We start from the raw sequence: 12,541 nt of genomic DNA, 5'->3' as shown, positions 1-12,541 counted from the left end.
GGTGCACGGCCCACGTCGTGGGTGCGAGGTCGTCAGTCGCGGGTGCGGCGCCGGTGGCTGGTGTCGCAGAACGGATAGCGGCGGCTGCGCCGGCAGGTGCACAGGGCAACGCAGAAGCGATCCGAGACGACCGTCGTGCCGTCGTCGAGGGTCACTTCTACCGGGCCTTCGACCAGGGTCGGTCCGCCGTCCTGGACCACGATGCGACGGCGGTGCTCAGCGGGTTCGTTCGGCACGGACGACCACCAACTCCTCCTTCTCCTGGCCCCTTCGGATCAGGCCGCGGGCTTCCAGCCAGGTCTGTCGCGAGCGCATGACCGGACCGAACGCGACGGCGCGGCGCTCGACGACCGACGTGGCCAGCCCGGCTGCTCGCAACGCTGCGACCGTTTGCTCCTCCCCGCTCAGCGCGGAATGCACCAACAGGAGCACGCCGCCCGGGCGCAGCAGCGGCGGGGCTGTCGCGCAGAGGCGGTCGAGGATGAGGCGCCCGTCCCGGCCGGCATCCCACGCACGCGCCGCGCCTCGGCCGGGAGTGGGCGAGGGCGCCGGTACGTAGGGCGGATTTGCCATGATCAGATCGAAGGTCCGGTCGGCCACGGGTTTGAGGAGGCTGCCTTTGAGGACCTCTACTGGGAGCCGCGCGAGGCGTGCATTGAGGCGGGCCGTGAGAACGGCCCGCCATGAAGCGTCCACGGCCGTGACCTCCCCGCCGCGGTGCGCGGCCGCCAGGGCCAGAGCACCGGTGCCGGTTCCGACGTCGAGTACGCGGGCGTGCGACGGCAGTACCTCGCTGCTCAGCGCCTCGGCCAGCAGGGCGGTGTCGTCTTGCGGGGCGTAGACGCCCGGCAGGGCTATGAGAGTCACAGTGAGCCTCGTACCCCAATTTACCTGGATAAATAGATACATTCCTGGTGACCGGGGCCGACCGGAAGTCCTTCACTTTCTCTGCTGTCACATGTCTTGCGGAGGAGCGCGGACAGCCAATAGAAAGGAAAGGTTCCTATCAGTCAACGCCGGTAGGGACGACCGGGGTTCCGCACCTCAAGCCACGGTTCCGCACCGCCATGTAGCCCCGAACTCCCCCTGTCGGGCCCGCGCGTCGCAGCGCGTGATCTGTTGCGTACGAGCAGGCTTCCGGCCAGACGAGAAACCGGAGAAGCGCATGCCACTCCCCACTCCGAGACGGCGATGGGCGCCGTCCGGATCGCGGCACCGCACCACCGACCACCGCACCACCGACCACCGGACAGCAGACCACCGACGCCGCCGTAAGAGCGGATTCAGGATCGCCCTCGCCATGGTGCTCGCCGCCGTCCCCGCGGTGATCTTCCTGAGCACCAGCCAGGCGGCGGCGCCGACCGGGCTCGACGACCCGGTGAAGAAGGAGATCGCCATGCAACTGGTCTCCAGCGCCGAGAACTCCTCCCTCGACTGGAAGGCGCAGTACGACTACATCGAGGACATCGGCGACGGCCGCGGCTACACCGCCGGCATCGTCGGCTTCTGCTCGGGCACGCACGACATGCTCGAACTCGTCGAGTACTACACCCAGCAGGTCCCCAACAATCCCCTCGCGAAGTACCTGCCCGCGCTGCGCGAGGTCGACGGCTCCGACTCGCACGAGGGCCTCGACCCCGGCTTCACCGGTGCGTGGCAACAAGCCGCGCAGACCACCGCGTTCAAGGAGGCACAGCACCACGAGCGCGACCGGGTCTACTTCAACCCGTCCGTCTCCCGCGCCAAGAGCGACAAGCTCCAGGAGCTCGGCCAGTTCATCTACTACGACGCCATCGTCATGCACGGTCAGTCGGGCTTCGACTCGATCCGTGCCGACGCACGCGCGAACGCCGACACACCGGCCGAGGGCGGCAACGAGACCGAGTATCTGCACGCGTTCCTCGACGCCCGCGTCGAGGAGATGAAGAAGGAGGCCGCGCACGAGGACACCAGCCGGGTCGACACCGCTCAGCGGATCTTCCTGAACAAGGGCAATCTCCGTCTGAACACCCCGCTGTCCTGGCACGTCTACGGTGATCCCTTCGAGATCACCAAGGACCCCACGCCGACGGAACCGGGACCCTCGCCGAGCGAACCGGGCGGCGGAGAGCCGCAGTTGATATCCCGGGGCAAGCCCGTGGCCGCGTCCTCCAGCGAGGACACGACGCTCACCCCGGGGAAGGCGGTCGACGGCGACACGACCACACGCTGGGCCAGCCAGGAGGGCAACGACCGCGAGTGGATCCGTATCGACTTCGGTGAAGCCGCCTCCGTCTCCCGGGTCAAGCTGCTCTGGGAGGCGGCCTACGCCAAGGCCTACCGGGTCGAGATCTCCACCGACCGCACCACCTGGACCCGCCTCGCCACCGAGACCGCCGGTAACGGCGGCACCGACGAGTGGACCAACCTCAACGGCAAGGGCCGCTATCTGCGGGTGTACGCCACGGTCCGCGGCACCGCCTACGGCTACTCGCTGTTCGAGATCGAGGCGTACGGCACCACCGGCTCGGGCCCCGGCCCCACCGACCCGCCCACCGGAGCGTTCACCGTGGTGGGCGCCGGTGACATCGCCGACCAGTGCACGCAGAGCGACGCCAACTGCCAGCACTTCAAGACAGCCGACCGGGCCGCGGCCATCAACCCGGCCTTCTACATCACCATGGGCGACAACCAGTACGACGACGCCCACATCGAGGACTTCCAGAACTACTACGACAAGTCCTGGGGCCGCTTCAAGGCCAACACCTATCCGGTGCCCGGCAACCACGAGTCGTACGACGACTACGAGAACCGGGACGAGAAGGCCTACCGCGAGTACTTCGGCTCCCGCGCCACCCCGCAGGGCAAGATGTGGTACTCGTACGACCGCGGCAACTGGCATTTCATCGCTCTGAACTCCAACCGGTTCGACGAGGACGAGCAGATGGACTGGCTCGCCGCGGATCTGGCCGCGAACAGCAAGAAGTGTGTGGCCGCCTACTGGCACGAGCCGCTGTTCAGCTCCGGTGACCACGGCAACGTTCCGGTCAGCAGGCCCGTCTGGGAACTGCTCGAGGGGGCCGGCGCCGAACTGGTGCTCAACGGCCACGACCACCACTACGAGCGGTTCGCCCCGCAGACCCGGGACGCGCAAGCCGACCCGAACGGCATCGTCGAGATCATCGGCGGCGCGGGCGGCAAGGACCTGTACGGACAGGGCGACACCGTCCAGCCCAACAGCGCCAAGCGGATCTGGGACAAGTTCGGTGTGGTGAAGCTCGAGTTCACCGACACCGGCTTCCGGTCCCAGTTCGTCGAGACCAACGGCACCGTGCTCGACACCAGCCCCACCTACTCCTGCCACTGACCGGCCACCACCGGCGCCCCGGGCCCGCCCTTCGTGCGAGGGCGAGTCCGGGGCGCCCCTCGGGGAGTCCTCATGTATCTCGCCGCCGGCAGGGGTGGCCCGTCGAACGCCCCCGCCCGTACCGTCCCCGCACCTCCCGCTCCCGGCCGTACCCGGGTGGCCTCCACCGTCGTCGCGCTCGGCGCGGTCAGCCTGGTGACCGACATCTCCTCCGAGATGGTCACCGCCGTCCTTCCCCTCTATCTCGTCCTCGGACTCGGCCTGAACCCCCTGCAGTTCGGCTTCCTGGACGGGCTCTACAACGGAGTCACCGCCTTCGTACGCCTGGCCGGCGGGCACATCGCCGACCGCCGGCAGCGCCACAAACTGGTCGCCGGATCCGGCTACGCCCTGTCCGCGCTCTGCAAACTGGGGCTGCTGTTCGCGGGCGGCTCCACCGCGGCCCTGTCCGCGACACTCGCCGCCGACCGGGTCGGCAAGGGCGTACGCACCGCGCCGCGCGACGCACTGATCTCCCTCAGCTGCGACGAACGCCAGCTCGGCCGCGCCTTCGGTGTGCACCGGGCCATGGACACGACCGGTGCGCTGCTCGGCCCGCTCGCTGCCTTCGCGCTGCTCTGGCTGACGGCGGACGCCTACGACGCGGTGTTCATGGTCAGCTTCTGCTTCGGCCTGTTCGGTGTGCTGCTGCTGTACGCCTTCGTGCCGGGCCGCTCACCTCGTACGCACTCCAACGCGCGGGCAACGACCATCCGTTCGGTCTTCCGGCTGCCCGCCGTCCCGGCCTTCCGCCGAGTCCTGGCCACGGCGACCCTCCTCGGCCTGGTCGCGGTCGGAGACGGCTTCCTCTATCTCGTGCTGCAGAAACGCCTCGACCTGGACACGGCGTACTTCCCGCTGCTCCCGCTGGGCAGCGCGGCCGTCTACCTCCTGCTCGCCGTGCCGATCGGCCGCATCGCCGACCGGATCGGACGCCGAACCCCTTACCTGCTCGGCCACTTGGGCCTCCTGGGCGCCTACGTCGTGCTGTACTCCCCAGTCACGGGGTGGCCCCTGACCGCTGCCGTGCTGCTCCTGCTCGGCACGTTCTACGCCGCAACCGACGGTGTCCTCATGGCACTTGGCGGCCCGGCCATTCCCCCGGAGCAGCGCGCGGCCGGTCTCGCGCTGCTTCAGTCGGGCCAGGCGGTCGGCCGTCTGCTCGCTTCCGTGCTGTTCGGCGCCGCGTGGACGGTCTGGGGCATGGACGCCGCCCTGGTGCTCGCCGCCGTCGCGCTGACAGCCGCCCTGTTCACTGCCCGCTCCCTGCTGCCCGCGCGCCCGACGGAGTCCCGATGACCCACACTCTTTCCCTGCGCACCCGCGTCGGAGCCGTCGCCCTCGCGGGCGTGGTCCTCGCCGCACTCGCCGTCGTCTACACGGTCCGGGCCACGGACCGGAACGAACCCGCCGTCAGGACCTCGAACGTCACGCTCGACAACACCCGGGGCCTCTATGTACGTACGGCGGAGGGCACGGTCTCCGCTCTCGACAACCGACGGTCGAAGGACACCGGACTCACCTGCCGCCGCTTCTACGCGAGCGGCGGCGGCGCCATCTGCCTCACCACCAGGCCGGGCATCCCGCCCAGGTCCGAAGCGATCGTCCTCGACCGCAAGCTGCGTCCGAAGCGCACCGTCACCTTCGGCGGGACCCCCAACCGCGCGCGGGTCTCGCCCTCCGGCCGGATGGTCTCCTGGACCGTGTTCGTCAGCGGTGACTCGTATGCCGGCAACGCCTTCTCCACGCGCAGCGGCATCCTCGACACGAAGACCGGCTATCTGATCAAGAACGTGGAAACCCTCCAGCTCACCCTCGGCAAGAAGCGCTACAGCGCATCCGACCTGAACTACTGGGGCATCACCTTCGCGCGGGACGACAACCGCTTCTACGCCACCGTGTCCACGCGCGGGAAGACGTATCTGGTCGAGGGCGACCTGAACGCCTGGACGGCCCGCACGCTGCGCGAGAACGTCGAATGCCCCTCGCTTTCCCCCGACGGCACGCGCCTCGCCTACAAGAAGCGTGTACGCGAAGGCACTTCGAGCCCATGGCAGCTGCACGTCCTCGACCTGAAGACCCTGCGGGACACCCCGCTGGCCGAGACCCGCAGCGTCGACGACCAGGCCGCCTGGCTCGACGACCACACCGTGGCCTACGCCCTCCCGGGCCGCACCCGCGGCTCGTCGGACGTCTGGTCGGTCCCGGCGGACGGCTCGGGCGAGCCCGTGCGGATGGCTCGCGATGCGTCCTCGCCGAGCATGAATTTCGGGTGACGTTGATGCTCGGCGGCCTGGGCTCCCGGCCGACCGCACCATGGGTGTCGGCACCGGCAGTCGCCGGGAACGACGGCGTCCCACTCATCGCCACAACGCCCCGCCGGTCACTTCACCACCCCATCGGCCGGTCAGACGTTTCAGGTGAATCTCTTCGGCAAACCGATCTCTTATGGTGCAAATCGGCTACACGATGATGACCGAGCAGGCCGGGCCTCGAGCCCTCGTCGATGATCTGGTCGCCGCGGAACGGGCGGGCTTCGACTTCTCCGTGACCTCGGACCACTACTTTCCGTGGCTGGAGTCCCAGGGACACTCCCCGTACGCGTGGAGCGTGCTCGGGGCCGCGGCGCAGGCCACCTCGCGGATCCCGCTCATGACGTACGTGACCTGCCCGACCACCCGGTACCACCCCGCCGTCGTGGCGCAGAAGGCAGCGACGATGCAGCTCCTGTCCGAAGGCCGTTTCCGGCTCGGCCTCGGGTCGGGTGAGAACCTCAACGAGCATGTCGTGGGCGGTGGTTGGCCCTCCGCGCGCGTACGGCTCGACATGTTCGAAGAGGCGGTCGGCATCATCCGCGCGCTCTTCACGGGCGACAACGTGAACCACGAGGGCACCCACTTCGACGTGGCCAACGCCCGGCTGTGGGACCTGCCCGACGAGCTTCCGCCCATCGGCATCGCGGTCTCCGGCGAGCGGTCCTGCGCGCTGGCCGGCGAGCTCGGGGACCTCGTCATCGCGACCGAGCCGAAGGCCGAGCTCCTGGAGTCCTTCGACCGGCACGGCGGCAGCGGCAAGCCCCGCGTCGGCCAGCTGCCCGTCTGCTTCGACCCCGACAAGGACGCGGCGATCGCCCGCGCCCACGACCAGTTCCGCTGGTCCGTCGGCGGCTGGCCGGTCAACGCCGAACTGCCGGGCCCAGCCGCGTTCACCGGTGCGACGCAGTACGTCACGCCGCAGGACATGGCGGAGAAGATCCCGTGCGGGAACGACGTGGACGAGTTCGTCGAAGCGGTGCGTCCCTTCGCCGAAGCCGGTTTCACGGAGATCGCCCTGGTCCAGGTGGGCGGCGATCACCAGCGGCCCTTCATCGACTGGGCCGAGAAGGAACTGCTGCCCGCACTGCGCGCCCTCTGACGGGTCGAACCCCTTCGTCCCGCCGACAGCGCTGCGAGCCGCCATCCCGTGAGCCGCCACCCCTACGAGAGGAACCCCCGTGAACGCCTCACCCGACCCGACAGCACCTGACACGGACGACGCCTCCGTGGATCACGTACAAGTCGTGCTCAGCGATTGCTCCGTGGCCGACGCGGACACCGTGTTCAACGTCCTGCGGGCTCACTTCCCCTCCGATCGCGGTGCCGGCACGCCCCGGCAGACCGGCGATGCGGGGCCCAAGGTGTGGACCGCCGGCTTCGTCGCGGCCCACAGCCCGGACCGCGGCCCGGGTGTCCTGCTCGCAGGGCCTGTCACCGCGACGCTGCAAGGCGGGCCGGTCGCCGTGGCGCGGCTGCGGGAAGCCCTGGACGCCGCGTTCGTGGTCGCCGACCTCGGCGCCGCCTCCGGCGACCAGGAGATCGAATCGCAGCTCCGCCTGACCAGCCCCGAACACGGAGCACCGCCCGGCGACAGGTGACCGCACCGGGCCTGAGGCGTCAGCTCGAGCTCAACGTCAGTCCAGGCCCGAGGCATCAGACCAAGGTCTGCGTCAGTTCGCTCCGGCCCGGCGCGTGCAGGATGCGGCCGTACGCCCCGTTGACGATCGGCATGTAGGGCGGCACGTGGCCGCACTCGACGTCGGCGATGATCGGCACGCCGAGGCAACCGAGCGCGTCGAGTACGGCCTCGTGCTGGCTGAGTGAACGGTTGGCCGGAGCGTCGGTCCGTCCGACGAGAACCGCGTTCGCCCGGTCGAAGAACCCGGCGAGCCGCATGCCGTGCAGGTTCCGGCAGATGGAGAACGAGTCGTTGTCGGCCGCCTCCACGTAGACGAGGAGCCCCTCCGGCGCCTCGTCGCGGCCGAAAGCGGAGACGTCGAGGTACGCCGTCCCCGCGAGATTGCACAGCGTTTCGATACAGCCGCCGATCAGCCTTCCCTCCGCCTCCACCGCGCCGCTCCCGTCCAGCCGGGTCCAGGTGCCTGCGGCGTCGAGCGTGTATTCGCGTACGTCGGGAAAGGCGGCGAAGTCGTCGAAGCCGCCGGCCCGATGGCGACCGGGAGGGCGCTGGGTGAACCGGTGCCCCGGGGGCGCGGCGACGATGTCGAGCCAGGAGCACAGTCCTTCGGGCATGCGGTAGGGCGTGTCCATGAGGTTGTTGCCATGGACGGTCGCCGTGCCGGTGAGCAGCGTCATCGGCGTGATCAGGGTCGCCATGTCGGAGAACCCGACGAGCCAGGTGGGTTCCGCCGCCCGCAGTCCGTCCCAGTCGAGCAGGGGGATCAGATCGATCGCGGTCTCTCCGCCCCACGGCGGCACGACGGCCTTGACGGTGGGGTCGGTCAGCATCGACATCAGCTCGGCGGCCCGGTCGGCGGCCGGAGCGCTGACGTGCCCGGATCCGTCCATGCACCGGCCGATGACGACCTCGTATCCACGGTCCCGGACGTCACGCACGGCGACATCCAGGCGCGCACGCAGCTCCTTCGGCACCCCGCTCGACGGCGAGGTGACCCCCACACGGTCGCCGGGGCGCAGGGGGGACGGGTAGCGGACAGCCATGCGCCGGATCGTCGCACGGCGGGTCGGGCCGGAGCCAGAGGGAGCCTGGACCGGCCTTGTGCGACCTGGCATGCGGTGCCGTGCACGGGGTACTGCGCCAGTCCGTCGATACGGACCGCTTGACGAGGGAGGAGCGAGATGGCGAACGATCAGGCTCCGTCGCAGGCCGAGGGCGACTGGAATCACGCCGAGGTCGTCGACGGCGTCACCGACGCGGATCGGGTACGCGAGGCAGGGCAGCGGCGATGATGCCGACACCGCCCCAGCACCTGGACCTTCAGTTCATCGGGAACGCGACGACCCTCATCCGCTACGGCGATGTGACGCTGCTGACCGACCCGAACTTCCTGCACCGCGGTGCCCGCGCCTACCTCGGCCACGGTCTCACCAGCCGGCGCCTGCACGAGCCTGCGCTGGGCGTCGATCAACTCCCCACCGACATCGACGCGGTGATCCTCTCCCATCTGCACGGCGACCACTGGGACCGCGTCACGCGGCGCGGCCTCGACCGGTCGCTGCCCGTGCTCACCACGCCGCACGCGGCACGCCGACTGCGCCGGTGGCACCGTTTCGGCGCAGCCGTGGCGATGAGGACCTGGCAGAGCCACACCGTGTCCGGCCGCATGTGCCAGGTGAAGGTCACGGCGCTGCCGGGGCGGCAAGCCGGCGGCGGGGTGCTGCGGAGGCTGCTGCCGCCGGTCATGGGCAGCCTCCTGGAGTTCGGGCCGGTCGACGGTCCGGCGGAGCTGAGGCTTTACCTCTCCGGCGACACCATGCCGTTGCCCCCGGTCGTCGGAGCCGTCGCCCGGCACTGCCGTGGCATGGACCTCGCCGTCCTGCATCTGGGCGGCACCCGGCTGCCCGGGGGCTTCCTGGTCACCATGGACGGTGCCCAAGGCGCCGCGTTCGCCGCGCAGTTGGACCCCCGCTGGGTCATGCCGGTGCACTACGAGGAGTACACCGTGATGAAGTCTCCGCTCGCCGACTTCCTCGACGCGGCACGGGAACGGAAGCTGAATGACCGGCTCGTCGTGTGCGAGCGGGGCGGCCGGGTCGTGCTGCGTCCCGGCCGGCCTCCGGTGATCGAACCGCCGGACCCCGCACCCCGTCCCACGCTGCCGGCTTCCGAAGCATGACGGCTCCGTACGCGGGTACCGCGATCACTTCGCCCACCTGAGGCGACCGAACACGAACGAACGCGAGGCGGTCATGAGCGACGACCACGAAAGCATGGCGGACGACGTCTACCAGCCCACAGGGAGCAATGAGGAGCAGGAGGACGCCGCGCCCCTGGACCTCCAGGACGCGCTGGACGAACGGGACTACGACGAGATCCTCGACGAGGGGTACTCGCCGCCGGAGAAGCCACTGGGCGTCACCAAGACCGGCGTCACGGCCGCCGAGCAGAACGAAGGGGGGAGCCTGGACGAGCGGCTGCGGCAGGAAGTCCCCGATACGACGCAGCCTCCACCCGGCGACGCGGGCGGGAAGGAGGCCCGCGCCGACGGTGACCAGGTCGGCGATCTGCCCGGCGGGGAGGGCGAACCGGTGGACCCGGAAGCGGGCACGGAGCGCGCCGGGCGCCTGGTCGCGCCGGACGAGGGCGTGCGCGGCGTCACCACGAAGGAGGAGGTGGGCGTCGACCGGGGGATCGACGGTGGCGCCGCGGGGGCGGAGGAGGCCGCGGTGCACGTGGTGCCGGATCCTTCCTCGCGTGACGCCTGAGCAGGCTCGGGCGGCTCGTGCGGATGCGGCTCAGTCGGCTGATGCGGGATACATCATCCGCTGATGGCTGATGCGGCTCAGTCGACCGGTGCCGCCGACGCCTTCCCGCCGTCCGTCCGCCCGGCGCCGTGGTCGAGTTGGTCGGCCAGACCGGCCAGATTGTCCGCGTACAGGTCGAACCGGTCCGAGGAGGCGGGAGGGTCGCCGACGGGACGCGCGACGTACGCGGTGCGCAGGCCGAGACGCTGGGCCGCGCGCAGGTCCCAGGCGTGCGCGGCGACCATCAACAGCCGCTCCGGGGGCCGTCCGGAAACGGTGACGGCGAGCTGGTAGACCGCCGGGTCCGGCTTGTAGGTCCGGGCGTCCTCGGCGGACAGCGCCTGATGCCAGCGCAGTCCGGCGTGCGCGTTGAGCTCGAGGAGCGCCGTCCGGCAGGCGTTGGAGAGCCCGAGGAGCGGGAACCGTTCGCCGATGCGGGCGAGCCCGGCGACGGTGTCGGGCCACGGCGGCACCCTGCGACCCGACAGGGCCAGCTCCGCCACGGCGGCCGGGTCGTCGACTCCCGCGGCCCCGGCGACGAGCTGCGCGGCCTCCCGATCGAGGGCGTCGCTCGGGAGATAGGGCCGGTCGCCGTCGAGCATCCGACGCTGCTCACGATCGATGTGCTGCTGCCACAGCGCCACAAGCTCCTCGACCCGAGGATCGTCGAGGGAGGGGGCGAGTCCACTGATGCCGGCGCGGATACCGGCGGGTTCGTCGACGAGCGTGCCGAGCACGTCGAACACGACGGCATCGATCTCGAGCTCTGACATGGGGGAGGTCTCCTGGTGCGGCGGGGGCGTGTGGGCAGCTGTGGGTCGAACACAGTGGGAGGTGCTGCGATTCCCGAGCCACGTCCGGTCCGTTACCCGCGGGAACCGTCCCCGCCCGCCGTATCCAGTTGCGCCGGTTGCCGCCGAAATGCCGCAGTCGGCCGGGCAGCTTTCAGCCCTTGGCTTGAACAAGACCCCCCGAAACAGCGTCTGTTGATCTAGGGTCAGCAAAAAACTCCCTCGGTCGCAAGGGAGTTCGGCCTCAGGGAAAGGTTCACTGCTCGTGGCAGTCGTGTTCAAGGCCGTCGAGTGGAGTGCCCCATGGTGAGCCGCCCCGGCCTCTCCTCGGTCGGCCGCTCCCTCCTGTGGCTGACCGTCGTCGTCCTCACATCCGGCGGCGTCGGCGCGGCGGCACTCGGCGCCGGGACCGGCTCGCAGCGGGCCCTGGCGGTAGGACTCGCCACCCTCGGCGGCCTCCTGCTGGTCTGGGGACTGCTGACCGTACGGCAGTTGGCCAAAGCACAGGCGGAACGTGAGCGCCTGCTGCGGATGACGACGGCCCGTGACGCCGAAGTCGAGCATCTCGCCGCGGTGCGGATGCCGGCCATCGTGGAGCGCGTCAATGCGGGGCAGCGCCTCGACGGTGTCGCCGGACCGCTGCGCTCGTCCGCCGAGCTCGGCGAGGACTTCGCCCGCGCCCTGGACACCGTGGCCGCCGCTCTGAGTTCCGATGAGGCGGTACGCCGCGAGCGTGCGCTGCGGGACTCCGTACAAGCCGCCTTCGAGTCCGTCGCCCGCACCATGCACGCGATGGCCACCGTGCAGCAGCAGGTCCTCGACCAGATCGAGCGCGACATCGTCGACCCGCACCTGATGGCGCGGGTGATGAAGGCAGACCACGCGGCAGCGCAGATGACCCGCAAGGCGCAGACGCTCCTGGTGATGTGCGGGGTCTGGCCCGCCCGCAGGGAGACCCAGCCCGTCTCCCTGTACGACTGCGTACGCGGTGCCATGTCGCGGATCGTCGAGTTCGGCCGCGTCGAGGTGCACGGCGGACAGACCCTGTACGCGGCGCCTCCGGCGGTCGAGGGACTGATGCACGCGCTCGCCGAACTCCTGGAGAACGCCACCGTGTTCTCGCCGTCACCGTCCAAGGTGATCGTGTCGGTACGGGAGGTGGGCGCCGGAGCGGTGATCGAGGTCGACGACGCAGGGCACGGCATGCCGCCGGACGTCCTGGCGCAGGCCACCGCACAGCTCACCGACGACCTGGACCTGGCCCGTCTCGGCGCGGTGCCCCGCCTCGGCCTGGCCTGCGTGGGCCGCTGGATGCGTGAACTCGGCTTCGACGTGCAGCTGTCCGGCACCTCCGCGTACGGCGGCACCCGGGCCGTCGCCTTCGTGCCGTACCGGCTGCTGACCGAACCGCTGTCCAACCTGGCGAGCCCCGCCCGCCCCGCCGTCTCCCAGAGCCCGGTGCCGCAGCAGCGCAGCGGTGCGTACGACCCCGTACCCGCACAGCAGCAGTCGGCAAGCGGGGGAGACGCCCCGGAGGTCGGCGCCCTTCAACCGACCGCCGCGACGGCCGCCGCCGGCTCGGACACCACCGCGGCCGGTCTGCC

The 12,541-nt window shown here is 70.4% G+C and carries 12 protein-coding genes and 1 pseudogene; 9 read left to right on the top strand and 4 right to left on the bottom strand.

The window, feature by feature from the left end; genetic code table 11:
• Positions 1–32: 32 nt before the first annotated feature.
• Both ABT367_RS26605 and ABT367_RS26600 read right to left on the bottom strand, forming a co-directional pair.
• Positions 33–236, bottom strand: a complete 204-nt coding sequence (locus tag ABT367_RS26605) for a CDGSH iron-sulfur domain-containing protein (RefSeq protein WP_165332299.1) — start codon at positions 234–236, stop codon at positions 33–35.
• Positions 217–909 (bottom strand): HemK2/MTQ2 family protein methyltransferase, encoded by a 693-nt coding sequence (locus ABT367_RS26600; protein ID WP_434975545.1) that lies wholly within the window; start codon positions 907–909, stop codon positions 217–219. Before ABT367_RS26600 ends, ABT367_RS26605 begins: the two co-directional genes overlap by 20 nt.
• Positions 910–1,300: 391 nt before the next feature.
• Here ABT367_RS26600 and ABT367_RS26595 point away from each other — a divergent pair.
• The 6 genes and pseudogenes from ABT367_RS26595 to ABT367_RS26570 form a co-directional block, all read left to right on the top strand.
• A pseudogene (locus ABT367_RS26595) lies at positions 1,301–2,050 on the top strand (chitosanase); the annotation flags it as partial.
• 87 nt (positions 2,051–2,137) lie between these two features.
• Positions 2,138–3,346 (top strand): discoidin domain-containing protein, encoded by a 1,209-nt coding sequence (locus tag ABT367_RS26590; protein WP_352255638.1) that lies wholly within the window; start codon positions 2,138–2,140, stop codon positions 3,344–3,346.
• A 72-nt stretch (positions 3,347–3,418) separates the two neighbouring features.
• Positions 3,419–4,684 carry an MFS transporter gene (locus tag ABT367_RS26585; protein WP_352255621.1) on the top strand — a complete coding sequence of 422 codons (1,266 nt, stop codon included), beginning with the start codon at positions 3,419–3,421 and terminating at the stop codon, positions 4,682–4,684.
• Positions 4,681–5,661: a TolB family protein gene (locus ABT367_RS26580; RefSeq protein WP_352255620.1), complete on the top strand. Its 981-nt coding sequence runs from the start codon at positions 4,681–4,683 to the stop codon at positions 5,659–5,661. Before ABT367_RS26585 ends, ABT367_RS26580 begins: the two co-directional genes overlap by 4 nt.
• A gap of 172 nt (positions 5,662–5,833) precedes the next feature.
• A complete protein-coding gene (locus ABT367_RS26575) occupies positions 5,834–6,799 on the top strand; it encodes an LLM class F420-dependent oxidoreductase (protein ID WP_352255619.1) in 966 nt (321 codons plus the stop codon).
• Positions 6,800–6,878: 79 nt separating this feature from the next.
• The gene (locus ABT367_RS26570; protein ID WP_352255618.1) at positions 6,879–7,298 is read left to right on the top strand and encodes a hypothetical protein; all 420 of its coding nucleotides are present in this window, start codon (positions 6,879–6,881) and stop codon (positions 7,296–7,298) included.
• Between the two features lie 55 nt (positions 7,299–7,353).
• Here the strand turns inward: ABT367_RS26570 and ABT367_RS26565 are convergent, their stop codons facing one another.
• The gene (locus tag ABT367_RS26565; protein WP_352255617.1) at positions 7,354–8,382 is read right to left on the bottom strand and encodes a S66 family peptidase; all 1,029 of its coding nucleotides are present in this window, start codon (positions 8,380–8,382) and stop codon (positions 7,354–7,356) included.
• A gap of 245 nt (positions 8,383–8,627) precedes the next feature.
• On the opposite strand from ABT367_RS26565, the gene ABT367_RS26560 reads away from it, so the two are divergent.
• Together ABT367_RS26560 and ABT367_RS26555 are read left to right on the top strand one after the other, a co-directional pair.
• A complete protein-coding gene (locus ABT367_RS26560) occupies positions 8,628–9,518 on the top strand; it encodes an MBL fold metallo-hydrolase (protein ID WP_352255616.1) in 891 nt (296 codons plus the stop codon).
• 73 nt (positions 9,519–9,591) lie between these two features.
• On the top strand, positions 9,592–10,107 hold the full coding sequence (locus ABT367_RS26555; RefSeq protein ID WP_352255615.1) for a DUF5709 domain-containing protein: 516 nt from the start codon (positions 9,592–9,594) through the stop codon (positions 10,105–10,107).
• Positions 10,108–10,184: 77 nt separating this feature from the next.
• Here the strand turns inward: ABT367_RS26555 and ABT367_RS26550 are convergent, their stop codons facing one another.
• Positions 10,185–10,919 (bottom strand): haloacid dehalogenase type II, encoded by a 735-nt coding sequence (locus ABT367_RS26550; RefSeq protein WP_352255614.1) that lies wholly within the window; start codon positions 10,917–10,919, stop codon positions 10,185–10,187.
• Between the two features lie 321 nt (positions 10,920–11,240).
• On the opposite strand from ABT367_RS26550, the gene ABT367_RS26545 reads away from it, so the two are divergent.
• Positions 11,241–12,541 (top strand): ATP-binding protein (locus ABT367_RS26545; RefSeq protein ID WP_352255613.1); only part of this gene is annotated, 1,301 nt, incomplete at its 3' end.

The sequence above is a fragment of the Streptomyces mesophilus genome (assembly GCF_040300965.1).
Classification (GTDB): Bacteria; Actinomycetota; Actinomycetes; order Streptomycetales; family Streptomycetaceae; genus Streptomyces; species Streptomyces mesophilus_A.
Note: the sequence above shows the minus strand (reverse complement) of the source record. Positions and strands in the feature narration are given on the sequence as shown.

Excerpts from the sequence above, each read along its gene's own strand:
- ABT367_RS26600 (WP_434975545.1), bottom strand. The coding sequence starts at position 909 with ATGTATCTATTTATCCAGGTAAATTGGGGTACGAGGCTCACTGTGACT.
- ABT367_RS26585 (WP_352255621.1), top strand. The coding sequence starts at position 3,419 with ATGTATCTCGCCGCCGGCAGGGGTGGCCCGTCGAACGCCCCCGCCCGT.
- ABT367_RS26580 (WP_352255620.1), top strand. The coding sequence starts at position 4,681 with ATGACCCACACTCTTTCCCTGCGCACCCGCGTCGGAGCCGTCGCCCTC.
- ABT367_RS26575 (WP_352255619.1), top strand. The coding sequence starts at position 5,834 with ATGGTGCAAATCGGCTACACGATGATGACCGAGCAGGCCGGGCCTCGA.
- ABT367_RS26565 (WP_352255617.1), bottom strand. The coding sequence starts at position 8,382 with ATGGCTGTCCGCTACCCGTCCCCCCTGCGCCCCGGCGACCGTGTGGGG.
- ABT367_RS26560 (WP_352255616.1), top strand. The coding sequence starts at position 8,628 with ATGATGCCGACACCGCCCCAGCACCTGGACCTTCAGTTCATCGGGAAC.
- ABT367_RS26555 (WP_352255615.1), top strand. The coding sequence starts at position 9,592 with ATGAGCGACGACCACGAAAGCATGGCGGACGACGTCTACCAGCCCACA.
- ABT367_RS26550 (WP_352255614.1), bottom strand. The coding sequence starts at position 10,919 with ATGTCAGAGCTCGAGATCGATGCCGTCGTGTTCGACGTGCTCGGCACG.